Origin of the sequence: Chryseobacterium lathyri, from assembly GCF_030812195.1 — a bacterium.
GTDB lineage: Bacteria > Bacteroidota > Bacteroidia > Flavobacteriales > Weeksellaceae > Chryseobacterium > Chryseobacterium lathyri_A.
Genome location: NZ_JAUSSF010000001.1, coordinates 452,795 through 479,643, shown reverse-complemented (window position 1 = coordinate 479,643; position 26,849 = coordinate 452,795). Strand labels below are relative to the sequence as shown.

At 36.1% G+C, this 26,849-nt stretch carries 31 protein-coding genes; 14 read left to right on the top strand and 17 right to left on the bottom strand.

Annotated features, from left to right (window positions below):
- Positions 1-105 precede the first annotated feature (105 nt).
- From J2T03_RS02215 to J2T03_RS02170, 10 genes are all read right to left on the bottom strand, one after another.
- Positions 106-411, bottom strand: coding sequence for an ATP-dependent Clp protease adaptor ClpS (locus J2T03_RS02215; protein ID WP_306842920.1), 306 nt, complete (start codon positions 409-411; stop codon positions 106-108).
- Between the two features lie 10 nt (positions 412-421).
- Complete coding sequence (locus J2T03_RS02210) at positions 422-1,780, bottom strand: hemolysin family protein (RefSeq protein ID WP_306842922.1); 1,359 nt, start codon at positions 1,778-1,780, stop codon at positions 422-424.
- Positions 1,781-1,882: 102 nt separating this feature from the next.
- Positions 1,883-2,749: an ATP synthase F1 subunit gamma gene (atpG, locus tag J2T03_RS02205; RefSeq protein WP_306842923.1), complete on the bottom strand. Its 867-nt coding sequence runs from the start codon at positions 2,747-2,749 to the stop codon at positions 1,883-1,885.
- Positions 2,750-2,822: 73 nt separating this feature from the next.
- Positions 2,823-4,400 (bottom strand): F0F1 ATP synthase subunit alpha, encoded by a 1,578-nt coding sequence (gene atpA / locus J2T03_RS02200; protein WP_306842925.1) that lies wholly within the window; start codon positions 4,398-4,400, stop codon positions 2,823-2,825.
- 23 nt (positions 4,401-4,423) lie between these two features.
- The gene (locus J2T03_RS02195) at positions 4,424-4,840 is read right to left on the bottom strand and encodes a hypothetical protein (RefSeq protein WP_307209175.1); all 417 of its coding nucleotides are present in this window, start codon (positions 4,838-4,840) and stop codon (positions 4,424-4,426) included.
- 1 nt (position 4,841) lies between these two features.
- Positions 4,842-5,381, bottom strand: coding sequence for an ATP synthase F1 subunit delta (atpH, locus tag J2T03_RS02190; protein ID WP_306842926.1), 540 nt, complete (start codon positions 5,379-5,381; stop codon positions 4,842-4,844).
- A 2-nt stretch (positions 5,382-5,383) separates the two neighbouring features.
- Entirely contained in the window at positions 5,384-5,881 is a 498-nt protein-coding gene (locus J2T03_RS02185; RefSeq protein WP_034725377.1) for a F0F1 ATP synthase subunit B, read from the bottom strand.
- An 89-nt stretch (positions 5,882-5,970) separates the two neighbouring features.
- Entirely contained in the window at positions 5,971-6,162 is a 192-nt protein-coding gene (gene atpE, locus J2T03_RS02180; protein WP_040994829.1) for an ATP synthase F0 subunit C, read from the bottom strand.
- Positions 6,163-6,219: 57 nt separating this feature from the next.
- Positions 6,220-7,317 carry a F0F1 ATP synthase subunit A gene (gene atpB, locus J2T03_RS02175; protein ID WP_306842931.1) on the bottom strand — a complete coding sequence of 366 codons (1,098 nt, stop codon included), beginning with the start codon at positions 7,315-7,317 and terminating at the stop codon, positions 6,220-6,222.
- A gap of 59 nt (positions 7,318-7,376) precedes the next feature.
- Positions 7,377-7,748, bottom strand: a complete 372-nt coding sequence (locus J2T03_RS02170) for a hypothetical protein (protein ID WP_306842934.1) — start codon at positions 7,746-7,748, stop codon at positions 7,377-7,379.
- A gap of 188 nt (positions 7,749-7,936) precedes the next feature.
- Between J2T03_RS02170 and ffh the strand changes: the two genes are divergently transcribed.
- The gene (ffh, locus tag J2T03_RS02165; protein WP_307209173.1) at positions 7,937-9,298 is read left to right on the top strand and encodes a signal recognition particle protein; all 1,362 of its coding nucleotides are present in this window, start codon (positions 7,937-7,939) and stop codon (positions 9,296-9,298) included.
- Positions 9,299-9,361: 63 nt separating this feature from the next.
- Here the strand turns inward: ffh and J2T03_RS02160 are convergent, their stop codons facing one another.
- The 5 genes from J2T03_RS02160 to J2T03_RS02140 all read right to left on the bottom strand — a co-directional run bounded on the left by J2T03_RS02160 (position 9,362) and on the right by J2T03_RS02140 (position 13,572).
- A complete protein-coding gene (locus tag J2T03_RS02160; RefSeq protein WP_307209171.1) occupies positions 9,362-10,015 on the bottom strand; it encodes a porin family protein in 654 nt (217 codons plus the stop codon).
- Between the two features lie 87 nt (positions 10,016-10,102).
- Positions 10,103-10,765 (bottom strand): outer membrane beta-barrel protein, encoded by a 663-nt coding sequence (locus tag J2T03_RS02155; RefSeq protein ID WP_306842940.1) that lies wholly within the window; start codon positions 10,763-10,765, stop codon positions 10,103-10,105.
- A gap of 425 nt (positions 10,766-11,190) precedes the next feature.
- Positions 11,191-11,688 (bottom strand): hypothetical protein, encoded by a 498-nt coding sequence (locus J2T03_RS02150; RefSeq protein ID WP_306842942.1) that lies wholly within the window; start codon positions 11,686-11,688, stop codon positions 11,191-11,193.
- A gap of 141 nt (positions 11,689-11,829) precedes the next feature.
- On the bottom strand, positions 11,830-12,492 hold the full coding sequence (locus tag J2T03_RS02145) for a porin family protein (RefSeq protein ID WP_307209169.1): 663 nt from the start codon (positions 12,490-12,492) through the stop codon (positions 11,830-11,832).
- 123 nt (positions 12,493-12,615) lie between these two features.
- Positions 12,616-13,572 carry a PhoH family protein gene (locus J2T03_RS02140; protein WP_306842947.1) on the bottom strand — a complete coding sequence of 319 codons (957 nt, stop codon included), beginning with the start codon at positions 13,570-13,572 and terminating at the stop codon, positions 12,616-12,618.
- A gap of 138 nt (positions 13,573-13,710) precedes the next feature.
- On the opposite strand from J2T03_RS02140, the gene J2T03_RS02135 reads away from it, so the two are divergent.
- The 10 genes from J2T03_RS02135 to J2T03_RS02090 all read left to right on the top strand — a co-directional run bounded on the left by J2T03_RS02135 (position 13,711) and on the right by J2T03_RS02090 (position 23,131).
- Positions 13,711-14,538, top strand: a complete 828-nt coding sequence (locus tag J2T03_RS02135) for an SAM hydrolase/SAM-dependent halogenase family protein (protein WP_307209167.1) — start codon at positions 13,711-13,713, stop codon at positions 14,536-14,538.
- Between the two features lie 63 nt (positions 14,539-14,601).
- The gene (locus tag J2T03_RS02130; protein WP_306842950.1) at positions 14,602-15,918 is read left to right on the top strand and encodes a dihydrolipoamide acetyltransferase family protein; all 1,317 of its coding nucleotides are present in this window, start codon (positions 14,602-14,604) and stop codon (positions 15,916-15,918) included.
- A 207-nt stretch (positions 15,919-16,125) separates the two neighbouring features.
- Positions 16,126-17,538 (top strand): serine hydrolase, encoded by a 1,413-nt coding sequence (locus tag J2T03_RS02125; RefSeq protein WP_307209165.1) that lies wholly within the window; start codon positions 16,126-16,128, stop codon positions 17,536-17,538.
- Positions 17,539-17,735: 197 nt separating this feature from the next.
- On the top strand, positions 17,736-18,089 hold the full coding sequence (locus J2T03_RS02120) for a hypothetical protein (RefSeq protein WP_307209164.1): 354 nt from the start codon (positions 17,736-17,738) through the stop codon (positions 18,087-18,089).
- 148 nt (positions 18,090-18,237) lie between these two features.
- The gene (locus tag J2T03_RS02115; protein WP_307209163.1) at positions 18,238-19,590 is read left to right on the top strand and encodes a chloride channel protein; all 1,353 of its coding nucleotides are present in this window, start codon (positions 18,238-18,240) and stop codon (positions 19,588-19,590) included.
- Positions 19,591-19,801: 211 nt separating this feature from the next.
- Positions 19,802-20,143, top strand: a complete 342-nt coding sequence (gene rpsF / locus J2T03_RS02110; protein ID WP_034706729.1) for a 30S ribosomal protein S6 — start codon at positions 19,802-19,804, stop codon at positions 20,141-20,143.
- A gap of 31 nt (positions 20,144-20,174) precedes the next feature.
- Complete coding sequence (gene rpsR / locus J2T03_RS02105) at positions 20,175-20,477, top strand: 30S ribosomal protein S18 (protein ID WP_034706728.1); 303 nt, start codon at positions 20,175-20,177, stop codon at positions 20,475-20,477.
- Positions 20,478-20,634: 157 nt separating this feature from the next.
- A complete protein-coding gene (gene rplI / locus J2T03_RS02100; protein WP_306842969.1) occupies positions 20,635-21,153 on the top strand; it encodes a 50S ribosomal protein L9 in 519 nt (172 codons plus the stop codon).
- A gap of 292 nt (positions 21,154-21,445) precedes the next feature.
- Positions 21,446-21,727 carry a hypothetical protein gene (locus J2T03_RS02095; RefSeq protein ID WP_307209162.1) on the top strand — a complete coding sequence of 94 codons (282 nt, stop codon included), beginning with the start codon at positions 21,446-21,448 and terminating at the stop codon, positions 21,725-21,727.
- A gap of 18 nt (positions 21,728-21,745) precedes the next feature.
- Entirely contained in the window at positions 21,746-23,131 is a 1,386-nt protein-coding gene (locus J2T03_RS02090; protein WP_307211068.1) for an aldehyde dehydrogenase, read from the top strand.
- Between the two features lie 34 nt (positions 23,132-23,165).
- Here J2T03_RS02090 and J2T03_RS02085 read toward each other — a convergent pair whose 3' ends face one another.
- Positions 23,166-23,738, bottom strand: a complete 573-nt coding sequence (locus J2T03_RS02085) for a thioredoxin family protein (RefSeq protein ID WP_307209160.1) — start codon at positions 23,736-23,738, stop codon at positions 23,166-23,168.
- 80 nt (positions 23,739-23,818) lie between these two features.
- Here J2T03_RS02085 and J2T03_RS02080 point away from each other — a divergent pair, with 80 nt between their 5' ends.
- The 3 genes from J2T03_RS02080 to J2T03_RS02070 all read left to right on the top strand — a co-directional run bounded on the left by J2T03_RS02080 (position 23,819) and on the right by J2T03_RS02070 (position 26,378).
- On the top strand, positions 23,819-24,703 hold the full coding sequence (locus tag J2T03_RS02080; RefSeq protein WP_306842976.1) for a lysophospholipid acyltransferase family protein: 885 nt from the start codon (positions 23,819-23,821) through the stop codon (positions 24,701-24,703).
- 5 nt (positions 24,704-24,708) lie between these two features.
- Positions 24,709-25,689: a glycosyltransferase family 2 protein gene (locus J2T03_RS02075; RefSeq protein WP_307209158.1), complete on the top strand. Its 981-nt coding sequence runs from the start codon at positions 24,709-24,711 to the stop codon at positions 25,687-25,689.
- Between the two features lie 131 nt (positions 25,690-25,820).
- The gene (locus tag J2T03_RS02070) at positions 25,821-26,378 is read left to right on the top strand and encodes a 3'-5' exonuclease (protein WP_306842978.1); all 558 of its coding nucleotides are present in this window, start codon (positions 25,821-25,823) and stop codon (positions 26,376-26,378) included.
- Positions 26,379-26,446: 68 nt separating this feature from the next.
- Here the strand turns inward: J2T03_RS02070 and apaG are convergent, their stop codons facing one another.
- A complete protein-coding gene (apaG, locus tag J2T03_RS02065; RefSeq protein ID WP_116012523.1) occupies positions 26,447-26,836 on the bottom strand; it encodes a Co2+/Mg2+ efflux protein ApaG in 390 nt (129 codons plus the stop codon).
- Between the last annotated feature and the right edge of the window lie 13 nt (positions 26,837-26,849).

Below are 26,849 nucleotides of genomic sequence, written 5' to 3'. Positions count from 1 at the left end.
TTGCTAATATAAATAAAATTCAATAAAATTTTTCACTAATAAGTGTATATTTTCTTAAAAAATTATGCTTTTAATAAGAAACTCTGCTATTTGGCAGAGTTTGGTTTATACTATTTCACTTGTTAATTCTCTTGAAAGCAGTTTTTCGTGCATGGGCTTAAGAAGATCCATAGCCCCGGTTTTTACTGTGCATTTGCCTTTGTAATGTACAAGCATTGTACACTGTTCTGCCTGTTCCAGAGTATGTTTGCAAATCTCAATCAGGCAGTCTATCACATAATCGAATGTGTGGATGTCATCATTATGGAGAATCAGTTTATATACTTCATCCGTATCATCCAAAACCAGCACTTCTTCTTCATACTGGCGTTTTGGATCTTCGTAATCTTTTATGCTGTTATAAAAAATCATTTTTATCTTATTAAACTTCTCCTATTTTATCGGCCAGATCATTGATTACATTTGGCCCTTCATACACTAATTCTACGAGCTCTACGCTCTTATTATTCATTTTCAGAATCTTGAAATGATAGTTTTCCAGATCAAATTCATCATTTTCCTCAGGGATGTCTTCCAGCTCATGAAGAATGAATCCTGCCAGTGAGTTGTATTCGCTTTCTTCGGAAAGAGGCAGTCTTTTAGGTAAATGTTCATTAATTTCGTCCAACGGCTGTGTAGCCTGAACCCAATAAATATTATCACCTATTTTATCTACCAGCTTATCTTCATCATCCTCTTCATCCTGAATTTCCCCTACAAGCTCTTCCAGGATGTCTTCCAGAGTAATAATTCCCTCAGTTCCCCCAAATTCATCAATAACTATTGCAAGATGCTGCTTTTTCTGCTGGAAAATCTTCAGAAGATCTGAAATCTTTTTGCTTCCCACCACAAAAAATGCATCACGCATAAGATCTTTGAGATCCTCATGGTTAAGGTCTCCTTTTCTCTTTACAAATTCCCTGATGATCTCTTTGGTATAGAAAATCCCAATCACATTATCTATGGAGTCAAGATACACGGGAATACGGGAATAACCGCTATCCATGATCTTATTGATGATTTCATTGATATCTTCTTCAAAGTCAATAGAAGTGATATTCTGTCTTGGTACCATGATCTGCTTGGCGGAATGATCTGTAAAATCAAACGCATTCTTGATGATCTCATAGTTCTCTTCTTCAATCTCACCGCTGTCAGCACTCTGTTTTACCAAAAGCTGAAGTTCTTCAGTGGAATGAATTTCCTGTTCGGAAGCCGGATGGATTTTAACTAATCTTAAAAATGTATTCGACATTAAGTTCATCAACCAGATAAATGGTTTGAAGACCGTGTAAAAAACTCTTAATGGAACTGCTGTAGCCATTGTAGTCGCTTCTGATTTTCTAATGGCAATGGATTTCGGGATAAGCTCACCAAATACAATATGCATCACTGTAATTAGTACAAAGCTTGTGACTACTGAAATTGTGGTAATTGTTGTCTGGGTAAGCTCCACATTCAAAGAGTGGAAAATGCTTTCAACCACGTGATGCAGGGCACTTTCACCTACCCAACCCAACGCAAGAGATGCAAGAGTAATACCGAGCTGTGTAGCAGACAGATATTCATCAAGATGCTTGATAATGTGCTCTGCCTGTTTTGCCATAGAGTTACCTTCGGCTGCTTTTAACTGGATCTGTGAATAACGAACCTTAACAATTGAGAATTCTGCGGCTACGAAAAAGCCATTTAGTAAAACAAGAAATAAGGCTAGCAAAAGCCTGACTATATCCGAGTCCATTTAGAAGTTGTATAATATTTTAGTTTACAAAGATAGATAAAATATAAATAACAAAAAAAGCATCGACCATATCGATGCTTAATATTATATTAAAATAATTCTTTAGGAATTTTTCAAAGCTTCTGCTCCGGAAACGATCTCAAGGATTTCGTTTGTAATGGCAGCCTGTCTCGCTTTGTTATAGAAGATCACAAGATCGTTCTTTAAAGCCTGGGCGTTGTCTGTAGCTTTGTGCATAGCTGTCATTCGCGCACCATGCTCGGATGCAACTGAATCTAGAACCGCTTTGAAAACCTGGGTTTTGATCGCTTTAGGGATCAAATTGTCAAGAATCTCATTTCTGTTCGGTTCAAATATATAATCTGTTTCTACCTGAGTTTCTTCAGCTTTTTCAGCCATAGAAATTGGAAGAAGCTGCTCGGCAGTTACTTCCTGGGTAGCAGCATTAACGAATTTGTTGTAGATTAAATAAACTTCGTCAAATTTGCCTTCTCTAAAGCTGTTCATTACTCCTTCAGCAACGTGAGATACTGTATCAAAGTTTAAGTTATCAAAAACGGCACTTTCATTGGAATATACTGCACGAGTTCTTCTAACCGCATCATAAGCTTTTTTACCGATGGTAAGAACTTCAACTTCGTATTGAGATTTCTCTCTGAACTGGTTGTTAAGCTCTTTTACAATAGATGAGTTGAAAGCTCCTGCAAGACCTCTGTTTGAAGTAACAGCGATGAAAAGAATCCTCTTCACTTCTCTTTTTTGAGCATAGACAGAAACCTGATCAGGATCAGAGCTAGAATTTACATTCTGGATGAGTTCCTGCAGTTTTTCAGAATAAGGTCTTAACATTACGATTGCATCCTGTGCTTTTTTAAGCTTCGCTGCGGAAACCATTTTCATAGCACGTGTAATCTGCATCGTAGATGAAATTGACGTAATTCTACCTCGTATTTCTTTTAAGTTTGCCATTAATTTGGGTTCAAAGTTTATGGTCTAAAGTTTAAGGTTTAAAACGGATTTCAAACCTTAAACAATGAAGATTTTAGTTATATTTAGAAGCTAAATCGTTAGCTGCCTGCTTCAGAACGTTGGTAATATCGTTGTCTATTTTACCTGCTTTAATAGCCGCCATTGTGTCAGGATGCTTAGATCTTAGGAATTCGATATATTCAATCTGGAATTCTTTTACTTTTCTGATAGGAACGTTTCTTAAAAGGTTCTCAGTTCCAGCGTAGATCATAGCCACCTGGCTGTCTACAGGAAGTGGAGAATTTACCGGCTGCTTAAGGATCTCCACGTTTCTTTCTCCTTTAGAGATTACTGCTAAAGTAGAAGCATCAAGATCAGAACCGAACTTAGCGAACGCTTCCAGTTCTTTATATTGAGCCTGGTCTAATTTAAGAGTACCAGATACTTTTTTCATTGATTTGATCTGCGCGTTACCTCCTACTCTGGATACAGAGATACCAACGTTGATTGCTGGACGAACCCCTGAGTTGAATAGATCAGACTCCAAGAAGATCTGTCCGTCTGTAATAGAGATTACGTTTGTTGGAATATATGCAGAAACGTCACCAGCCTGAGTTTCGATAATTGGAAGGGCAGTTAATGAACCACCACCTTTTACGATTGGCTTTAATGAATCTGGTAAATCGTTCATCTGGCTCGCGATTTGGTCATCAGCAATCACTTTTGCTGCTCTTTCCAATAGTCTTGAGTGAAGATAGAAAACGTCTCCAGGATAAGCTTCACGGCCCGGTGGTCTTCTCAATAGCAGAGAAAGCTCACGATACGCAACAGCTTGCTTAGATAAATCATCATAAACGATCAATGCTGGTCTACCAGTGTCTCTGAAGAACTCACCAATAGACGCTCCAGCCATAGCAGAATATACCTGCATTGGAACTGGATCGGAAGCATTAGCCGCCACGATTACAGTATATGCCAAAGCTCCTTTATCAGATAGAGTTTTAACGATTTGTGCTACAGTAGAGGCTTTCTGACCGATAGCAACATATATACAATATACAGGGTTACCTGCATCAAAGAATTCTTTCTGGTTGATGATCGTATCGATCGCAACAGTAGTTTTACCTGTCTGTCTGTCACCAATGATAAGCTCTCTCTGACCTCTTCCTACAGGGATCATAGAGTCAATCGCAACGATACCTGTCTGTAAAGGCTCAGTTACCGGTTGTCTGAAAATAACTCCAGGAGCTTTTCTTTCCAATGGCATTTCGTATAAATCCCCAGTAATAGGACCTTTACCATCGATAGGGTTACCAAGAGTATCTACTACTCTTCCTAGCATACCTTCTCCTACTTTAATAGAAGAGATTCTTTTTGTTCTTCTTACTGTATCTCCTTCTCTTACTAATTTACTTTCCCCAAGCAGAGCAACACCTACGTTGTCTTCTTCAAGGTTAAGTACAATACCTTCTACATCACTAGAAAATTTCACCAACTCTCCGTATTGTACGTTTTCTAACCCGTATACACGAGCAATACCATCACCGATGGTTAAAACTGTACCTACTTCCTCAACGTTGGATTGAGTGTCGAAGTTGGCCAATTGCTGTTTTAAGATCGCAGATACTTCTGCCGGATTTATTTCTGCCATTGTATGGTTGTTTTTTCTTTAATTTAATTGGATCTAATTATGCTTTCTTCATAGTGCTCATTATATCTTTGGATAAAACCTTTGATATTGTCAATGTTTAAAGCACAGTTGTCTAAAACTTTATCGTTTATAAGATTTTGAATAAAAACCTTTTTTGTAAATCTATTATTTTTAAATGTTAAAACTTCATTTGTTTCAAAAAAATAAACTTTTACATATCCTGCTGCAAAACCTTCCCTATTTTCTCCTGTTATGATGTAATCAAATGAAAAAAGTCTCTGTTTATCTAAAGTTGTGAATACAAAATTTCTACTATTATTAGATACAACCTTTAGACATTCTTTATTATCAACATACACAGCATCTTTTTTTAATTTCACTTCTTGAGCAAAAGCAAAACAAGAAAAAATAAACATTGAAGCAAATAGAATCTTTTTCATATTAGTTTAACTGAAAGTCTTTTTTAACTTGGTTAAGTTTTGTCTTTACAGACGCGTCTACCTGCTGATCACCTACTCTTAAAATGTAACCTCCTAAAATATCAGGCTTCACATTTAAGTTCAGATCAAAGTTTGAACCTTCTTTTACAAGGTTGGTAGATCTTAGAATCTGATCAAGGTTCTCTTTAGAAAGCTGAGTGGCTGTAGTAAGAGTTATTCTCTGTACTCCGTTGATATCCTCTACTTTGTTGATGAACTCCTGAGCGATATTTTTCAGCTGGTTTTCGCGCCCGTGCTTGATCACTAATCTGATCAGGTTCTGCGAAGAAACCGAAAAATCTTTAAAGATCTGGTCTGCTACCTCTATTTTCTTTTTTGCATCAATGTAAGGCGTAAGGAAGAATTTATTCAAATCTGCAGATTGAGACATGATCTTCTTTACATCTTTCATTTCAGAAAATACAGCAGCTGTCTGGCCTGTTTCATTGGTGAAATCAAGCAGTCCCTGTGCGTATCTTTTAGCTACTTTAGATGTAAGCATTCTTAGTTAAGGTTAGATTTGTTTAAATAATTTTGAACTAATTCGTTTTGAGCTTCGTTGTTATCCAACTTCTGCTTAAGGATAGATTCAGCGATATTTACAGATAAAGCACCGATTTGAGTTTTGATATCTGCCATAGCAGCATTTTTCTCAGTCTGGATAGTCTGTTTAGCTGCTTCAATCATTTTATCTCCTTCATTTTTAGCAGCATCTTTAGCTTCACCTACGATTCTATCTTTAATTTCTCTGGCTTCTTTAAGGATAGCATCTCTTTCGATTTTAGCTTCACGAATAATTCTTTCGTTATCTTCTTTTAAAGTCTCCATCTCTTTTCTTGCCAATTTAGCTTGATTAAGAGCATCAACAATAGAAGTTTCTCTGTCGTTGATCGATTTTAAAATAGGTTTCCAGGCAAATTTGCCTAACAAAAATAATAATGCTAGAAAAATAACAGACTGGATAATAAATAATCCTGATGAAAACTGGTGAATTAATTCCATTATATAAATGTATAAATAATTATTACTTTTTTCTTTTTTAAATTAACATTGCTGCAGCCAACCGCTGCAACAATGTTTTTTTGTTTGGCTTATGATGCGAATAACGCAGCAAATGCAACACCTTCTACTAGTGCAGCTGCAATAAGCATAGCAGTTTGGATTTTTCCAGATTGCTCAGGCTGTCTAGCGATAGCTTCAAGAGCAGCAGCTCCGATTTTACCAAGACCGATACCTACACCAAGTACGATAAGACCGCCACCAATAATTCTAGGGATTTCCATAATAAATATAATTTAAAAAATTGTTTTAATATTTTAAAGCTTCAAACTTGTTCTTAATTAATGAGCAGCATGATGTTCGTGCTCGTGCTCTTCTACAGCCATTCCTATAAACAGGGCAGAAAGCATTGTAAAGATATAAGCCTGAAGGAATGCTACTAATACCTCAAGGATATAAATTACTAAGGTTAAGAATGGGAATGCTACTCCTGCAATCCAGTTCTTGAATATATAAATTGAACCAATTAGTGTCATTACAACGATGTGTCCAGCTGTCATGTTAGCAAAAAGACGGATCATCAATGCAAAAGGTTTAGTTAGGGTTCCTAATAATTCGATCGGCAACATAATGAACTTCATTGGAACAGGAACACCTGGCATCCAGAAGATGTGCTTCCAATAATCTTTATTAGCTGAAAATGTTGTAATTAAATAAGTTAGGATAGCTAAGAAGAATGTCATGGTAATATTACCTGTAACATTGATTCCGAAAGGCATTAAACCTAAAACATTTAAAAGCAGGATAAAGAAAAACACGGTTAATAAATATCCCATAAATCTTTTATACTTGTGCCCGATGTTCGGAATAGCAATCTCGTCTCTCACAAAAATAATCAAAGGCTCTAAAAACCTTGCTGCTCCTGTAGGAACAACAGATTTTTTATATGATCTTGCCATTCCTGTAAATAAAACAAGCATTAAAAGTGAAACTAAGAAAATGATAAGTACACTTTTAGTAATTGAAAGGTCTAAAGGTTTTTCGTTTGTAGGATGACCGTCTTTATCAAAAGCTAAAGTTCCTGCAGCATCAGTCTTGTAGATTTTTTCATGGTGCAATTTATAATAAGAACCATCCACTTCAGTTGTTTCTCCATGCATGAATCCTTCTTTATTGCTCATAAAACTGTGGAAACCGTTATCATAAAAAATAACCGGAAGAGGGAAACCAATATGGTGACCTTCTTTATCTACCATCAATGTAAAGTCGTGAGCATCCAACAAGTGATGCGTAATGAACTCTTTGTTTTCCTTACTTGCTTTATCTTTCTCTGAAAGCTCTTGAGCAGGAGCTGTTCCAGCAGGAACCTCTCCGTGCTGTGCAGACACTAAGCTTAATACAAAAATACTGTAGAATAAAACTGCGAATTTCTTAAACATTGATAGGTTTTTTTCGTTGTGCAAAAATATAATATTTTTTCTAGTTTCAATAAATAATTTTACTGTTTTTTGTCATGATTAATCAGCTTAATTGCATAGTACGTAAGCAGTGTTGTCAGGACGAAATATGGAATAATAAAATGAAATTTATAGCCCGGAATCACTTCAAAGTTCAATTTTTTCCTGATTAAGTACATTAAACCGAATTTTAAAAGGATCAGGCCGATCACAGCCAGCCCTAAAAATTCAGGCACTACTCTATTAATTAAAACAATCATTGTAATCATCAGCATAAACATAACACTTAAAAAAAGATAAAATTTAACAATAATAATCTCATCTAAGTGAAAAACAAATTTCCAGAGCGAAAAATGGATCAGAAATGTTAAAAAGAATAATACCGTAACAAGGATATTAGGATTTAATTTCATTATAATTTATTTTCAACCTTATAAATATTAAGGTTTATTTTAATTGATCACAAAAATAGACTTTTTCTATCGAATTTTACATGAATTGATTTTTATCATTTTTTCTGTATATATAATATTACGTATCCTAACACTTTGGATATGCCTAAAAATTCCTTATTTTTGCAAACCTATAATTTACAATACATATGTTTAATAGTTTACAGGATAAATTAGACAAGGCTCTACATAATATCTCCGGACGCGGGAAAATCACAGAAATCAACGTAGCGGAAACCGTAAAGGAAATCCGTAGAGCGCTGGTAGATGCCGATGTTAACTATAAAGTTGCAAAAGATCTTACCAAAAGAGTTCAGGATAAAGCTTTAGGACAAAACGTTCTTACTTCCCTTACACCGGGACAGCTGATGACGAAAATCGTTCATGATGAATTGGTAGACCTGATGGGAGGTTCCCAGGAAGGGATCAACCTTTCAGGAAAGCCTACCGTAATTCTTATTGCGGGTCTTCAGGGTTCCGGTAAAACAACTTTCTCCGGAAAACTGGCCAATTACTTAAAAACAAAAAGAACCAAAAAACCTTTATTGGTTGCCTGTGACGTTTACCGTCCTGCAGCGATCGACCAGCTTAAAATATTGGGTGGTCAGATCGGGGTTCCGGTATTTTCAGAGGAAGGTTCTACCAATCCTTCTACCATTGCTGAGAATGCAATTAATTTCGCAAAAGCAAACGGTCACGATGTAGTGATCGTCGATACAGCAGGACGTCTTGCTATTGACGAGCAGATGATGAACGAGATCAAATCCGTACATTACTTCATCAAACCTCAGGAAACGCTATTCGTAGTAGATTCCATGACCGGTCAGGATGCTGTAAATACAGCTAAAGCATTCAACGATGCGCTGAACTTTGATGGTGTTGTCCTTACTAAATTAGATGGTGATACGAGAGGTGGGGCCGCTTTAACGATTCGTTCTGTAGTTGAAAAGCCAATTAAATTCATCTCTACCGGTGAGAAAATGGAAGCTTTAGATCTTTTCTACCCGGAAAGGATGGCAGACAGGATCTTAGGAATGGGTGATGTAGTTTCCTTAGTAGAAAGAGCTCAGGAGCAGTTTGATGAGGAAGAAGCTAAAAAACTTCATAAAAAAATCGCTAAAAACGAATTCGGTTTTGATGATTTCCTTAAGCAGATCAACCAGATCAAGAAGATGGGTAATATGAAAGACCTTATGGGAATGATCCCTGGAGTTGGAAAAGCAATCAAAGATGTTGAGATCAGCGATGACGCTTTCAAACATATTGAAGCAATTATCTATTCTATGACACCGGATGAAAGAAGAAGACCTTCTATCATCAATACTCAGAGAAAACAAAGAATTGCAAAAGGGGCAGGAAGAAAAATTGAAGATGTGAATCAGCTGATGAAGCAGTTCGAGCAGATGGGTAAAATGATGAAGATGATGCAGGGACCTCAGGGAAAACAGATGATGCAGATGATGAGCAAAATGCCGAATATGCCGGGCATGGGCGGAATGATGGGGAAATAACTCAGCTTTCAACAATAAAAGAAAGACATAAAAAAACTCTCAGAATTTCTGAGAGTTTTTTGTTTATTTAAATTTGTATCCTAATCCGATCTGGAAGAAATTCATCTTCAGCTTCTCGTCATTTACAGGATCTTTGATCATATTAGTCAGTCCGAAACTGTAACGTGCGTCTACAAATAATCCTTTGTAAATGTTATAATCAGCCCCTAAAAGCAAACCAAATTCTGTTGATTTGAGGTTATCATCAAAACTTTCCTCTAAAGCTCTTTCACCGGCATTTAACACCTCCTGATTTGCAATTCCTCCTGATACATCAATATTTACTTTTGTACTTGTTCTAAAACTTACATAAGGGCCTGCATATACTCCCAGTTCGGGGGTAGCATAATATCTGGCTGTTATTGGAACTACAATTCTGTTGAAATTGAATTTCTCAGTAACAGTGATTCCCATTGTTGAAACTTCAACTTTTCCACCTAAATTGGCATATTGAACTTCTCCCTGTAATGCAAATTTGTTATTAAGTTTATGCTCTACCAAAGCTCCTATATAGAAACCAGATTTTGATTTCAAACCTCCGCTTGCCCCTTCAAAAGCATCAAGGTCTTCGTTAGAAGTTAATTTAGATAATGCATATCCTGCTTTCACACCGAATTTTGTCTGTGCATTCATTCCTGCAAAAAATGCAAGTGCTGATGCTAATAAGATTTTTTTCATGATTATTATTAATAGAATTTTGTTTTTAAAGATAAAAAAGCCCTAAAATACATCTTAGGGCTTCTATTTTTATAAATGGTTTACTAATTATTTAGCAAAAACATATTTAACTCCGAAAGTTACAGATGATAAATTCAAACCGAACTTGTAGTTGTTTACGCTCTTAGCACCATCAACGTCTAATTTAGAAGTATTGTATCCAAATTCACCGATAGTAGCTTCAATAGACCAGTTTTTGTTTAAGAAATAATCTAAACCTGGCTTAACGTTAACACCGATTGAAGTGTAGTTAGCTTTATCAGAAGTAGATGTAGTGTTTGTAGTTGATCCGATAGTAGCTGTAGTAGTAGCTTCGTCTTTAAATTGTCCAAACTCCATTGGAACTTCTAATTGACCGAAGATATATAATTTGTCAGCTAAAGTCCAGTATTTTCTTACGAAAGGAGCAACAACAAACGCAGATTGAGTACCTTTAGTTTCAGAAACAAAGCTTCCTCCTGGAACTGATCCAGTTGTAGTTTTAGTAACTTTATCATTTACATAACCTACTCCTAAACCTACAGCAAGGTTAGTACCAACAAAGTAACCTGCAGTTGGAACGATTCTGAAGCTTTCTACTTTAGTATCGTTGTTGTTGTTTTCTTCCTGAGAATAACCAACTTGTCCTGAAATATATGCAGTTCCTTTTGCAATCTGTGCATTAGATAAACCGAAAAGTGCAACAGCACCCGCTAATAATAATTTTTTCATTTTTAAAAAATTTTAATACTTTCTGAGAGCAAATTTACAGTGGCTTCCGCTAATATTAAAATTTGTTAACGTGATTAATATCATCGATAAATATTGGTGTTTTCCGAAAATAAAGCATATTCATTATAAGGTTTTGATTTTTTCACAATATTTAGAATAAAAAAATTACAATTTTTCAATAACAGCGAAATATATTTACTTTTTAAAATTTATCATTTTTCTATAAATCTTTTAATATTTGAAATTATCATAATAAACATAGCTCTAAAATGTTAATTTTTAAGATATTAGTTTTAAAAGTTAACCTTTATTATAAAATATATCATTTCAATCATCGAACAGAGGTAATTATATAAGATATTAATAGTATTCATAAAAAACTCCAGCCATAAGCCGGAGTCTAATCTGTTATTCTTAACGTTCCTTTATTTAAGGAAGAAGTTGTATCCAATATTAACAGCACCTACATTCCAGTTGGCTGTATACCATCCGTAATCACGTTTGTTGCTTATCGTCTGATATCCTAAATAAAGCTCACCTGTAGACATCTGATATCCAAATTTAGGCTGTGCGTAGAATCCTCCGTCTACTCCATCTTTTGTAGAAATTCCGTATCCAAGATCTAATCCTACAAAGATAGGTGCTCCTGAGAATTTGTATTTTCCGGAAACCGCTACAGGAATAAATCCGAAATCATCAAAGTTGTCTTTTCCAAAGAAATGAGAATATCCTGTGGTAACCCCTAGGTCAAGTCCTTTTGTAATGTTCCACATATAAGCAGCGTCCACTCCTAATGTAAATGAAGAAGCATCGCCGGCATCACCTACCGGAATACCGATGTGGCCTCCCAGCTTAAAACCTTCCTGCGCCTGTGCAGCACCGCCCAGCAGTGCAAAAGCACCTAGTAAAAATAGTTTTTTCATTTTTTAAATAGTTTGATTGATGCTGCAAAATTACTAAATATTTTCATTGTTAACATAAAATTAACAACATTCATTCATGATAACAATAAAAAAGCGGGACAAAATTCTGTCCCGCTATATTTTGTATTCAGTTATAAAGAATTAGTTTCCACCGAATTTGAAACCAACACCTACTTGTAAGAAGCTGTTTGTCATTTTCCCTGCATTATCTTCTTTTACTAAATTGGAAACACCCATGTTGTATCTTGCGTCAAAGAACAATCCGTTTTCAAGCATATATTCAGCACCGATGAAAGGAGCAATATTCAGCTTATTTACGTCATCCTTAATATCAACTTCATCATCACCTTCAAGCTCTAGGCCAGGAATTCCTATCCCCGCATCAATAACAGTTTTTTGCTTGGCAGAAAGAATGATTCCAAAACTTGCCCCCGCAGAAACTGATAAACCTTCAGTTATGAAGTATTTAGCAGAAACAGGAATTAATAAAGTTCCGAAAGTAAGTTTTGTTTTTTCTCTGAAATAAATATCATCCTGGCTTGCATTGTAGTCTTCTTTCCCTCCAAGCGGAGAATATAATACCTCTCCCTGCAAACCGAATTTATCACTTATTTTATGCTCAACCAAAGCTCCTACATAAAATGTGTGACTAGGATCCGTATTTCTGGCTTCCAGATCATCCATTTGCTCATCAACCTTAATTGTGGACATTGAATAACCGGCTTTAACACCGAATCTTGTTTCTTGAGCGCTTACATTAGCGCTTACTACAGCTGCTGCTGCAATAAGTAAAAATTTTTTCATGATTATTTTTTTAGTCGGCCACAAAACTAGGCTTTTTTTTAAAAACACCAAACAGTGGCAAAAAATATATTCACAAACAATTAATACCAAATCTAAAATCATTAGATTCAAGCAGCTCTCAATTTAATCTTTCAGTCTTTTGTCCTCTTCATTGTATGCCAGAATGATCTTTTTCACAACAGGATGTCTTACAACATCTTCTTCAGTAAGGTGTACAAAACCGATTTCTTTAACGTCTCTAAGAATTCTCATCGCTTCCTTCAGTCCGGATTGCTGTTTCGGCGGCAAATCGATCTGGGTTGGATCTCCGGTGATGATGAACTTGGCATTCATTCCCATTCTTGTCAGAAACATCTTCATTTGGGCATGGGTTGTATTCTGGGCTTCATCCAGAATTACAAAGGCATCATCCAGCGTACGTCCTCTCATAAAGGCCAACGGAGCGACTTCAATAACTTTCTTCTCCATAAATCCCTCCAGTTTTTCATGAGGAATCATATCTCTAAGTGCATCATATAAAGGCTGTAAGTACGGATCCAGCTTTTCTTTAAGGTCACCTGGCAAAAATCCAAGACTCTCCCCTGCTTCTACGGCAGGTCTCGTCAGTACAATTCTTTTCACTTCCTTATCTCTTAAAGCTCTCGCTGCCAACGCTACACTCGTATACGTTTTTCCGGTTCCCGCAGGCCCGATGGCAAAAACCATATCTTTTTTCTCGGTTTCTTTTACCAGTTTCTTAAGATTAGTAGTTTTAGCTTTGATGATCTTACCATTGACTCCCTTTACAATAATATCCTGATCGAAAATCAGCTGTTTTTCATTCTCGTCTTTGATATTCAGGACATTTTCAACGTCTTTTAAAGCGATAGAATTATTTTCAGAGATAAATTTTACAATATCGTCCAGTTTTTTTCTAAGTATATCTAAAGCCTCCTGATTGCCCATTGCAAAGATAAAATGATCTCTTCCAGTAATCTTAAGCGTAGGAAAGCTTGATTTTAATAAGTTGAAATATTGGTTATTAACGCCATAGAAGGATTTTACATCGATGTCTTCCAAATCATATGTTAATTCAAACATGCAGTATTTTATTTTTATTAGATTTTAAAATTAAAGCTTTTTTTCAAATTTAGATCAATTCTTTTCTACAATCTTTTGGGGCTTTCTTTTTATTTTAAATAACTTTGCAGTAAACACCATTTATTCTATCAACGATTCATGTCAATTATTACCCTTACTTCGGATTTCGGAAATTTAGATTACAGAGTTGCAGCTGTAAAAGGCAAAATCCTGTCGTTAAATTCTAAGGTTAATATTGTTGATATAACCCACGATATCCAGGCTTTCAACCTTATACAGACATCGTACATCATACGTAATGCCTATAAATATTTCCCTAAAGGAACCATTCATATTCTTTCCGTAGACAGTTTTTACAACAGATCAAGGAAAAACATCCTGTATAAAGCAGATGGTTCCTACTTTTTAGCGGCTGACAACGGGCTTTTAAGCCTTATCTTTTTTGACATAAAGCCGGAGGCAATATATGAAATCACTCTGAACAACCGCTTCGACGACGTGGTGAACTTCACTTCCACTGATGTTTTTGTACCTGCAGCAGTCCATTTAGCAAACGGTGGACTTCCAGAAGTAATAGGCCGGAAAATAGATTCGGCCAAAGAACTTCTTTTCCCTAAGCCTGTCTTCAATGAATCTGAAAAAATGATTATCGGGGAGGTAACTTATATTGATAATTTCGGAAATATAATCTCAAATATCAGTAAAGATTTTTTTGAAAGCACCGGTAAAGGAAATGAAGGTTTTACTATTAAATTCAGAAATTTAACACTTTCAAGAGTATATTCCAGCCATACGGAAGTGGTTTCCGACTGGGAAAGGGAAACTGAATTCCACGGACAGTCAGCGGCAATCTTCAATGACAGTCAGCTTCTGGAGCTTACCATCTATAAAGGAAGTAAAAAAAACGGGGCCAAAAGCCTGTTTGGACTCAATGTAGGCGAGAATATCTACGTTGAATTTGTCTAAGATTATATATTTCATAAAAAAACCGATTTTTTTTATATATTTGTCAAAATCTAAAAATTAAAAATGGCAGAATACAAATTATTGCTTCCTTCCATGGGAGAAGGTGTTATGGAAGCGACAATTATCACTTGGTTATTCAATGAAGGTGATAATGTAAAGGAGGATGATTCCGTAGTTGAAATTGCAACAGATAAAGTAGATTCAGACGTTCCGACACCAGTTTCGGGGAAAATTGTAAAGATCCTGAAACAGAAGGACGAGGTTGCTAAAGTTGGTGAGGCCATTGCCATTTTAGAAATTGAAGGAGAAGGCGGAAAGACAGCTTCAGAAGAAGTAAAAACAGAAACTCCGGCATCCACTCCGGATACAGAAACATTAAAAACTATTGAAGAGCCATTACAGGCTGCACCTTCAAATGTAGAATTCTCAGGAGATCTTTACCTTTCACCACTTGTAAAATCAATCGCACAGCAGGAAAATATTTCTGAATCTGAGCTTAAAACGATTAAAGGAAGCGGTTTAGAAGGAAGAATCACAAAAGAAGATATATTAGCCTACGTTTCCAACAGAGGAAACCAACCGGCCCAGCAAGCTGTTTCTGCACAAGCAGCAGCTCCGGCAACAACAAAAACTCCGGCTTCAGCTCCGGTTTCTACTGTTCCTGTAGCAGCAGGTGACGAAATCATTCCAATGGACAGAATGAGAAAGATCATTGCTGAAAACATGGTAAAAGCAAAACAGATTGCTCCCCATGTTACTTCTTTCATCGAAACAGACGTTACCAATGTTGTAAAATGGAGAAACAAGCATAAAGATATTTTCGAGAAACGTGAAGGAGAAAAACTGACTTTCATGCCGATTTTCGTGAAAGCTGTAGTGAAGGCCATCCAGGATTTCCCAATGATCAACGTTTCTATCAACGGTGAAAATATCATTAAAAAGAAAAATATCAATATCGGTATGGCTACTGCCCTGCCAGACGGAAACCTTATCGTTCCTGTTATTAAAAACGCTGATCAGCTGTCACTTTCAGGTTTGGCAAAAGCGATCAACGACTTGGCTTACAGAGCGAGAAATAAAAAATTAAGACCTGAAGACACTCAGGGAGCAACTTATACTATTTCTAATGTAGGAAGTTTCGGAAACCTTATGGGTACGCCTATCATTCCTCAGCCTCAGGTAGCTATTTTAGCGATTGGAGCAATCGTTAAAAAACCGGCAGTTCTTGAAACTAAAGATGGTGATGTGATTGCTATCCGTCAGCTGATGTTCATGTCTCACTCTTATGACCACAGAGTAGTAGACGGATCTTTAGGCGGAATGATGCTGAAGCATGTTCACGATTATCTTCAGAACTGGGATCTGAATACGGAAATTTAATCAATGATGACTGGATAAGTGACACCTTTTTCCAAAGGCTGTTTTAAGCTTGTCAAAACATTTTAAAAATACAAAACCTCCGAATTTTTCGGAGGTTTTCTTATTAAAAGATTATCTGTACATTTGATCCGGATACGAAATTTAGCCATGAAACAGAATAATCTCAAATAAAATATCAACCCTATCTCAACATATGAAGCAATTTTTTTGACAGCATTAGTTTTAAGTATTTCCACCGCTGTTTTTTCACAACAAACTGATCAGTCAAAAGTCATTGACAGCTATGTGAAAGAAGTGATGAAAAGCAATGAAATTCCAGGATTAGCTCTTGGAGTTATAAAAGATGACAAAATCATTTTTCAGGAGTATTATGGCATGGACAATCTGGAAGATCCTAAAAAAGTAGATGCCAGCTCGATGTTCAGGATATATTCTACTTCAAAATTAATAACCAACATCGCCGTTTTTCAATTGATTGAAAAAGGAAAACTATCCTTAGAAGATAAAATTTCGAAGTATGTCGAAGATTTACCGAAAAAGTGGCAAGATGTTAAAGTAAAAAATCTGTTGACTCATTCTTCAGGAATTCCAAATGTCATTGCCTTTAACGACATTTCAGCTGACACTTCTAATGCTCAAGCTATTCAGCGTCTGGAAAAAGAAAAAATGGACTTTACCACAGGAAATGAGTACAGGTATAACCAAACCAATTATATGCTTCTTACGATGATTATTGAAAAAATAACGAGGCAATCGTTTGAAGATTTTATCTTGAAAAATCAATTCTATGATAGCAAAGACTCGTTCATTTTTTCTTCAAATTCTATTGAAAAAATCCCCAATCGAATTGTAAAGTATAATTATAATCCGGCAACAAAGCAATATGAACAATCAACAGCTGTTGATGGTGTAAGAGCGCATTCAGCGAACGGACTAGCTCTTACGCTTCCTGCATTTTTAAAATGGAGCAGCCATCTCAGCAAAAATGACTTCTTAAATCCGGCAACAAAAGAAATGATGTGGAAATCTTTCGATTTTGGAAACAAAAAAGATGTTTTTGCGCACGGCTGGGAAATCAACAAAACGAATAATATCCAGTCTTATGGCTTTTCCGGAGGAAATGTAAGTGCTTATCGGATTTTTCCACATAACAATATGGCCATTGTCATAATGTCAAACGGATATAACTTCTTTCCGGCACAATATCAGATGGTCAATCATATTGCCTCAATCATCGATAAAAACTTAACTGATGCTTACTCATTAGTCGAAGAATCAATTATTGCTGAGTTTTCCAAAAGAGACAACCCGAATTCAGAAAAGAATTATTACAGCATTAAAGCAAAAAATCCAACATGGGACTTTGAAACTACCCTGAATGAAATTGGCTATATTTTAATGAGAAACTCAAGAACTGATGAAGCCATCAAAGTTTTTGATTTGAATGTAAAAGAGCATCCGCAATCTTCCAATGCATTCGACAGCTTGGGTGAAGGTTATTTTTCAGCTAAAAACTATACGCTGGCACTAAAAAATTATAAAAAATCTCTTGAACTGAATCCCCAAAATACAAACGCTTTAAATATGATCAGTAAAATAGAGAATTTGATAAAAAAATAATAAAATATGAAAAGAGTAACTTTAATTGCCATCATTTCCTTATGCCTGATCATAACAACTTATTTCGTCGAAATTATCATCGGCTTTTTCAACCTGGAAAATATGATTTACTTATACCGTTTTTTTGGTATATTAAACCTCCTGGGTTATGTCGGCATATTACCATTCTTTATTAAGTTATATCAAAAACAGCGATAATGGATAATGAGTTAAGAGAACTTTTTGAGATCAAAGAAGATGATCATATAATATTTGTTTCAGAAGAGAAGCCAAATATTGCAAAGCATATTCTTATTCGCCTTGCTATATTTATAGCCGGAACTATTGGTTTTGCAGCGGTGATTCTTAGTGCCAGCGGTTGGGATGTTTTAGGTTACCTCATAATTATGTTTGCTTTTCATATTATATGGTTTATTGGTATTTTGATTGAAACATTCATCCTGCACATCAATAAAAAATACATTCTCAGGAATGCTAATCTGATATTTTTGGCTGTTGTACTGATTCTTTACTGTATAGCATATATTGCTGTTTTCAATCCAGTGTATTAAATCAATACGCTCATCAATACAATATAAAGGTTTCTTTTTGGGAAGCTTTTATTTATATATCTCAAATCCACAAGAACTTTTTTAATATCATTTTTTAATACCATCTAATTTCCCTATTTTCGATTCAATAAAATGTCTTAGACCACAAATGCTGAAAATTTTCTCCCTCATCCGAAAAGGTCTTAAAAAGTCTTTTGACAATATCCGCAACGAACAGCTGAAAAACAATCTGCTTCAGGCCATTCCTTTCTGGATCGGTTCTGTGATCACAGGCTTTTTTGCAGTGATGTATGCTAAAATATTCGCATGGGGAGAGCACCTGCTGCATTTCATTATGAACTGGCACGCATGGATGATCTTTATCATTGCTCCCATTGGTTTTGTACTTTCGTGGTGGCTGGTAAAAGAATTTGCCCCGAATGCCAAAGGAAGCGGTATTCCGCAAGTGATGGCTGCTGTAGAGCTTGCTAATCCAAAGGAACACACCAAGATCAGAAGTCTTTTAAGCCTAAAGATCATTGTTTTTAAAATCATTTCTTCCGTAGTTCTGGTGATTGGGGGTGGAGCTGTGGGGCGTGAAGGACCTACCATTCAGATTGCCGGTTCAGTTTTCAGAAAGGTCAACGAATATCTTCCCCACTGGTGGCCGAAAATTTCCAAGAAAAATATGATTATGACCGGTGCAGCTGCAGGACTTGCTGCGGCATTTAATACACCTTTGGGAGGAATTGTATTTGCTGTGGAAGAACTATCCAAAACACATATCAATTATTTCAAGACCGCTTTATTCACCGCGGTAATCATCGCAGGTTTAACAGCCCAAACTTTAGCAGGATCCTATTTATATTTAGGCTATCCGAAAACTCATGATGTTTCTCTGATGGTCATGTTCCCTATTATATTTGTAGCAGGAACTGCCGGAATTCTGGCCAGCCAGCTTTCCGTCATGATGCTTAAGATGAGTGACTGGAAGAAAAGAAAGCTTAAAACAGATAAAGCCAATATAGTTTTCCTTGTACTTTGTGCCTTATTTATTGCCTCCATAGCGTATTTCATCAACCGTGAGATTCTTGGATCCGGAAAAGAAATTATGGAACGTGTTCTTTTTACTAATGATAAACATGAAGAATGGTATGTCCCTATCTTAAGAATGCTTGGCCCTGCCCTGTCTTTCACATCTGGTGGTGCGGGTGGAATTTTCGCTCCGGCCCTTAGTGCAGGTGCCAGCATAGGATCTGTGATCTCAGGAGCGATTCATTTAACAGCTAACGAAACCAATGTAGTTGTTCTCGCGGGAATGGTAGCTTTTCTTACCGGAATTACCAGAGCACCCTTTACTTCAGCCATTATTGTACTTGAAATGACGGACAGACATTCCCTGATCTTTCACCTGATGCTGGCGGGAATGGTCTCTTCTATTGTTTCTATTTTAGTCAGCAGACATTCTTTGTATGATGTGATTAAAGTGAATTTTCTTACGGAAATCAGGGAGAAAGAATGATCAAGTTTTTTATTTGTTGCCGGTTGTCTTTGTTGCTTACTTGATTTTATATACGAATAAATTGAAAGTAAATGTTTTTAGTTTTACACTCCGGTCAAATTTAACTCAAAACCATTAACAGAACAGACAACTATTTCACGCAACTATTGCATATTAGAAATATATTTTCTAATTTTGCACCTCGAAATAATTAACAAATTCATTTAACATTATGAACAATTACGAAACTGTTTTCATTTTAACTCCCGTTCTATCTGATGCTCAGGTAGAGGAAGCAGTGAAAAAATTTGAAGATCTTTTAAAAGAAAAGAACTGTGAAATCGTTGCCAAAGAAAACTGGGGATTAAAAAAACTAGCTTATCCAATTCAATTGAAAAAGAATGGATTCTACACTTTAATCGAGTTTAAAGGTGAAGGTACTGTAGTTGCTGATTTAGAATTGGCATTCAAACGTGACGAAAGAGTAATCCGTTACCTGACTACAAAACTTGACAAGCACGCTGTTGAGTATGCTGTAACTAGAAGAACTAAAATCAAAGCGGCTAGAGCTTAATTATTAACCCTATTTTTAAAAAAGACAAGACATGGCAATAGACGAAATGGCTAAACAAGCCTCAGCTGGAGGAGAATCTGAAGTAAAATTCCTTACTCCACTTGATATCAATACAAAATCTGAAAAGAAATATTGTAGATTCAAAAAATACGGAATTAAGCACGTTGACTATAAAGATGCTGATTTCTTATTACAGTTCGTAAACGAGCAAGGTAAAATCTTACCAAGAAGATACACTGGAACTTCTTTAAAATACCAAAGAAAAGTTTCTGCTGCTATCAAAAGAGCAAGACACCTTTCTTTACTACCTTACGTAGCTGACTTATTGAAATAAGACAAAAAAATAAATAAGAGAAGAGGGAAACCTCTTCTTTTGTTGCTGAATAAATAATTTTAATTCTAACTTAATTTAGATTAATAGATTTCCGATTTCAGACTTAATGTCTAATATCTAATATCTAGCATCTAAATTCTAAAAAAGGACAACAACAATGGATATTATCTTAAAAAAAGACGTAGAAAACTTAGGACTTGAGTTTGATACAGTAAGCGTAAAGCCTGGTTATGCAAGAAACTTCTTACTTCCTCAAGGAATTGCACTTTTAGCAACTCCTAAAAACAAAGCAGCTCTTGAAGCTACTTTAGAAGCTAGAAAAGAAGAAGAAGCTAAATTAATCGCTGCTGCTAACGCTGTAGTAGATCAATTAAAGAAAACTTCTATCACTATTCCTGCAAAAGTAGGTTCTGGTGACAAGTTATTCGGATCTATCAACAATGCAGATCTTTCTGCTGCTCTAGCTAAAGCTGGAGTTTCTGTAGAGAAGAAATACATCAAAATCCCAGGGAACACTATTAAAAGAACTGGTAAAGTTACTGCAAACATCAGACTACACAGAAATGTTGAGTACAATTTCGAATTTGACATCGTATCTGACGCTCCGGTAGAAGCTCCTAAACCAGCTGCTCCTAAAGCTAAAGTAGTAGAAGAAACTCCTTCTGAAGAAGCTTAAGATTCTAAAGAGATTTTCTCAAATATATAAACCACTTCCTTTGAAGTGGTTTTTGTTTTTTATATAAAATGAATCGCAGAGGGCTGTTATAGCCTACCATCATCGCTATTTCATACATATTATATTTCCTTTCTAGCATTAGTTCCAGAGAACGGTAATTCTCAACGCCCGTAAAAACCGGACGTAATTCATGCCTAAAATCTCTTTAAAATTTCTTGAAAGGGTTCTGGTACTCATTCCGAATTCTTTCGCAGTAGATTCGAAGGTAAGAGGTTTTTCAAGATTAGAATGAATGTATTTTGCAATCTTTAAAAGCGTTTCATCTTTCGGAAACAGTGTCAATCCTGTTTTTTCCAGCCAGTGGATTCAGATTTTCGGAGCTCAACTTTCTAAACTTCCTGTGAATGAGTCCTTGTCAGTGACTGCCGGAACCTTTAAAGCAAAAATAACTGCCCAGTCCATCCTGCTTTCCAATATGGAAATTTTTACCGGACTGTTCTGGTTGGCTTTGATCACAGCATTTACTTTACTGCTTTATCATCCTGTAAAAATTGCAGTGAGAAATATTATGTGATTTTAGGCCGAAAATTTGCTGTACTTTCCGAAATTTGATGGTATGAAAATTCAGGAAATCATTGATCGTCAGAAAGCTTTTTTCAAAACACAGCAAACAAAGAATATCAAGTTCAGGAAAATGTATCTTGAAAAGCTTCGCGATATCATTGTAAAGAATGAAGGACTCTTGTATGAAGCTATTTACAAAGATTTCGGCAAATCAAAATTTGATGCTTTTACAACAGAAATTTCCTTTGTTCTGAATGATATTAATTATTATTTGAAGAATTTAAACGCACTTGCAAAACCCAAAAGCGTCAGGACCAATCTGGCCAATCAACTGGGAAAAAGCAAAATTTATCCGGAACCTTTGGGTAATGTTCTTGTTATAGGCGCATGGAATTATCCTTATCAGTTATCCCTTTCTCCTATTATCGCTGCACTGGCGGCAGGAAACTGCTGTGTCTTAAAGCCAAGTGAAATTTCTGAAAATACCATGAAAGCCATGTCAAAGCTTATCAATGAGAATTTTCCTCCTGAATATCTGTATGCTTATGAAGGTGGTATTGATGAAGCCACAGAGCTTTTAAAACTAAAATTCGATAAAATATTCTTTACCGGAAGTACTAAAGTTGGAAAGATTGTTTATCAGGCTGCTGCGGAAAATTTAACGCCTGTAGTTCTTGAATTAGGAGGTAAATCTCCTGCAATTGTAACCAAAGATGCCAACCTTGAAGTAGCTGCCAAAAGAATTGTATGGGGAAAATTTCTCAACGCAGGACAAACCTGTGTAGCACCTGACTATCTCCTGGTGGAAGAATCCATCCATGAACAGTTTCTGGAAATGCTGAGAAAATATATCACGGAATTTAAGTACGGACCGGACTCTGAACATTATACAAGAATTATCAACCAAAGAAACTTCCAGCGATTGATCAGGCTTATCAATAAAGAGAAAGTTTACTTTGGAGGAAATTCTGATGAAAAAAAACTATTTATAGAGCCTACTCTCCTGAATAATGTAAGCTGGGAAGATGATGTTATGCAGGAAGAAATTTTCGGGCCTATACTCCCTGTTATTAGCTTTACCAATTTTAATCTGGTTCTTACTACCGTCATGGAACTTGAAAAACCGTTGGCCGCCTATCTTTTTACCCGGAATTCTGAGGAAAAAGAGGCCTTCACCATGAAACTGTCGTTTGGCGGCGGATGCATTAATGATGTGATCATGCACTTAGGCAATGACCGTCTTCCTTTTGGAGGAGTTGGAAATTCGGGTATCGGAAATTATCACGGGGGTTATGGCTTTGAAGCCTTTTCGCATCAGAAATCTATTCTGGAAAAAGCAACGTGGGGTGAACCTAATATTAAATATCCACCATATTCTGAAAAAAAATTAAGCTGGATCAGGAAGCTGTTATAAATAAAAAACCGGGAAAAACTTCCCGGTTTTGTTTTTATGACTTAGGAGCCCATTGATTAAAGAACTCTTTTACTTTATCCTTACTGTATCCTTTGCCCTCTTCGAGAACTGAACTGTCTTTCAGGACATGGACGATCTTACCATTTTTATCTAAAACAATAAAAAAAGGATATCCCAGCTTTTCTTTAATGTCTACATATTTGGCAAAAACTTTTTCATTTTTGTTATCCGGAGAATAATTCAGGTGGTAATAAACATAGTTTTTATCTACAGTCTCTTTCAGCTCAGGAGTGCTTTGAACAAAATTATTAAAACGGAGACACCAGATACACCAGTTTCCTCCAGCCTGAATCATAATATTCTTCCCTTCTTTCTTAGCCTGGGCCATTAGCTTATTAATATCAGCTTCAGCATTAGCTTTAGGATCATAAGGTTTCGGAAGTTTTGCTTTTTCCTCTCCTGCTTTCTTCTTCGCATCCAGCTCTGCATGATCGGGTTTTACCAGAAGCGCATTATCCTGCTTTCTCACTTCCGGTGCATTTTTTGTTTCCTGTGAAAAAGCAAATAGGCTTAGTCCAAGAAAGGCTATGATCGACAATTTTTTCATAACATAAAAATAAAAAAAATAATACTTATTGCAAGCAAAAATAGAACCATAATTTTATTATCACTAGATTTGCATGTTTTATGAATTTCTTAATCAAAATATTATATTTCATTTCTAAACTTCCGCTTAAAGTATTGTATATTTTTTCGGACGTTATGTTCTTTCTCAATTACTATCTAGTAGGCTACCGGAAAAAAGTAATCACACAAAACCTCCGAAAATCTTTTCCTGAAAAATCAGAAGAGGAGATCAGGATTATAAGAAAGAAGTTTTATCTTAATTTTTCAGATTATCTTGTAGAAACTATCAAATCTTTCAGTATTTCTGAGACGGAATCACGCGTGAGAATGCAGCATATCAATCAGGAAGTGTTTCATGAAGCTAAAGCTGAAGGTAAGAATGTTATCATGCTTGCCGGTCATGTTTTTAATTGGGAGTGGATGAATGCTTTCGCGAGAATCATTCCTCAGAAACATTGTCATCCGGTATACAGAAAGGTAAACAGTGATTTCTGGGAAAATCAGATGAAGAAGGTTAGAAATAAATTTGGAAATGAAGCGCTGGAGGCCAATGAAGTGATCATGAATATCTTCAGGTCTAAAAACGATGGTGAATCGGCTTATATGTTTGTAGCAGACCAGACTCCACATGTGGCTCATGTAAATTATGGATTAGAGTTTCTGAACCAGAGAACTCCTGCATTTATAGGATATGATAAGCTGGCTACAAGAATGGACCTTGCCTTCATTTACTGTGAAATGAAGAAAGTGAAGCGGGGATATTATCAGGTAAATTATCACAGGATCTATCCTGAAGGTGAAAAGTTTACAGAGCATGAAGTTGTAAAGAAATTTCATAAGCTTCTGGAAAATACGTTACGCAAACATCCTGACAATTATCTTTGGTCACACAGAAAGTGGAAATACCAGGAGTCTATCAAAACGTTTGATGCTGAAAAAATATAATTCTGATGCCGAAAAATTTAGCAGTTGTCATTTTAAACTGGAACGGTAAAAACTGGCTTGAAAAATTTCTTCCCAGTGTTATCAGTTTTTCTAAGGATGCAGATATTTATGTAATAGATAACCTTTCTACCGATGATTCTGTAGAATTTATACAGACTCTTTTTCCTGCGGTAAACATTGTTAAAAACAATCAGAATTATGGCTTTGCAGGAGGGTATAATGAAGGTTTAAAGGAAATAAAAAACGAATATTACTGTCTTCTCAACTCTGATGTGGAGGTTACCGAATACTGGATCAATCCTGCTTTGGATATACTTCAAAAAAATCCTTCTATCTCAGCTGTACAGCCTAAAATTTTATCTTTCAACAATAAAAAACAGTTTGAATTTGCCGGTGCTGCCGGAGGTCTTATTGACAATCTGGGCTATCCATACTGCCGGGGACGTGTATTTGACGACCTTGAAGAGGATAACGGTCAGTATGATGATGAAACAGAAATTTTCTGGGCTTCGGGATGCTGCTTTTTTGTGCGTTCAAAAGATTTCTGGGAACAAAATGGTTTCGATGAAAGGTTTTTTGCCCATCAGGAAGAGATTGATCTTTGCTGGAGACTAATTAATTCGGGAAAGAAAATCTTCTATACAGGAAAATCAAAAGTATATCATGTAGGTGGCGGAACCCTGAATAAGCAGAGTGCACAGAAGACCTACCTGAACATCAGGAACAATCTTTCCATGATGTTGAAGAATTTGCCGTTTCCTAAATTGATAGGGCTCATATTTTTCAGGCTTTGTTTAGATGGAATTGCCGGAATCTATTTCGGATTAAAGAATGGTTTTCCTCATCTCTGGGCTGTTGTAAGAGCTCATTTCGGGTTTTATGCACAACTTCCGGAAACATGGAAACTCCGTCAGAAACATCAGAAGAACAACTTTTATCAATCAAAATGGCTGATCTTTAGACATTTTTTAGGTGGAAGTAAATAAGATCCATGAATTAAAAAAGCAGCACGCCTTCTGAAGGGCTAAAAGACAATACTATTTACAGGAAAAATTCATATCTTCAAAAAAATAAACCAGCAACTCAACCCCACAATTCATAAATTATAATTCAAAAAATGGATTTCTGTGCAATAGATTTTGAAACCGCCACTCACGAAAAAAGTTCAGCGTGCGAAATGGGTATTTGTGTTGTTCAGGATTCGAAGATCGTGGAAACAAAAACCTGGCTGATCAAACCGCCCAGCTTCCCTTATTTCAGTAGATTTAATATTGGAGTTCACGGGATAACTCCGGAAGATGTGAAAGATGCCCCTACTTTTGATGAGATTTGGTATGAAGCTGAAGAAATGATGTATGGAACCCTGATGATTGCCCATAATGCTAGCTTTGATGCAGGAGTTTTAAGGGGCTGTTTTGAGCATTACGGGATGTTTACCCCAAAACTGAATTACCTTTGCAGTATTCAGCTGGCTAAAAAATCATGGAATTATCTTCCGAAATACGGGCTGAAGCATCTGGCAGAACATCACCAGATCAGCCTTAACCATCACCGGGCCGGAGACGATGCCGAAGCCTGCGCAAAAATTTCACTGCTGGCTTTTGAAAAACTAATTATCACTGAAAATGAAGAAATACATGATTCTTTCTTAAATAAATATATTAAAAAACTATAACCAAAAAAGAAAAGTCTTACTTCTCAATCAGTATTTTTAGCTCCTATAACCTCAAAAGGGATACTCTCCTAGTTGCTTAACACTTCAGACAGCAGGTTGAACTTTGGAATTTCAATTTCAAAAGTTTCCTGGGTCTCCATGTTTTTAACAAGGTATTTTCCGCTCATATTTCCTACTCCGGAACGAAGCATTACATTGGAGAAATAAGCGAAATTTTCGCTTACAGGAATCTCCGGTGTCAATCCTATTACACCATCTCCTGTAATCTCAGTATATCCAAAGCCTACATCGAAGATCAGCCATTTTCTTTTCAGTACTTTAATCGGAAAGCTGCCGTCATTTTCTATCGTAATATTATACTTGAAGACGTAACGGTTTTCAGATGGATAACTGTTTTTACTATCATATTCAGGTATTACTGAAACTTTGATATTGGAAGTCATTTTTGAGAACATCATCTTAGTATTTCTT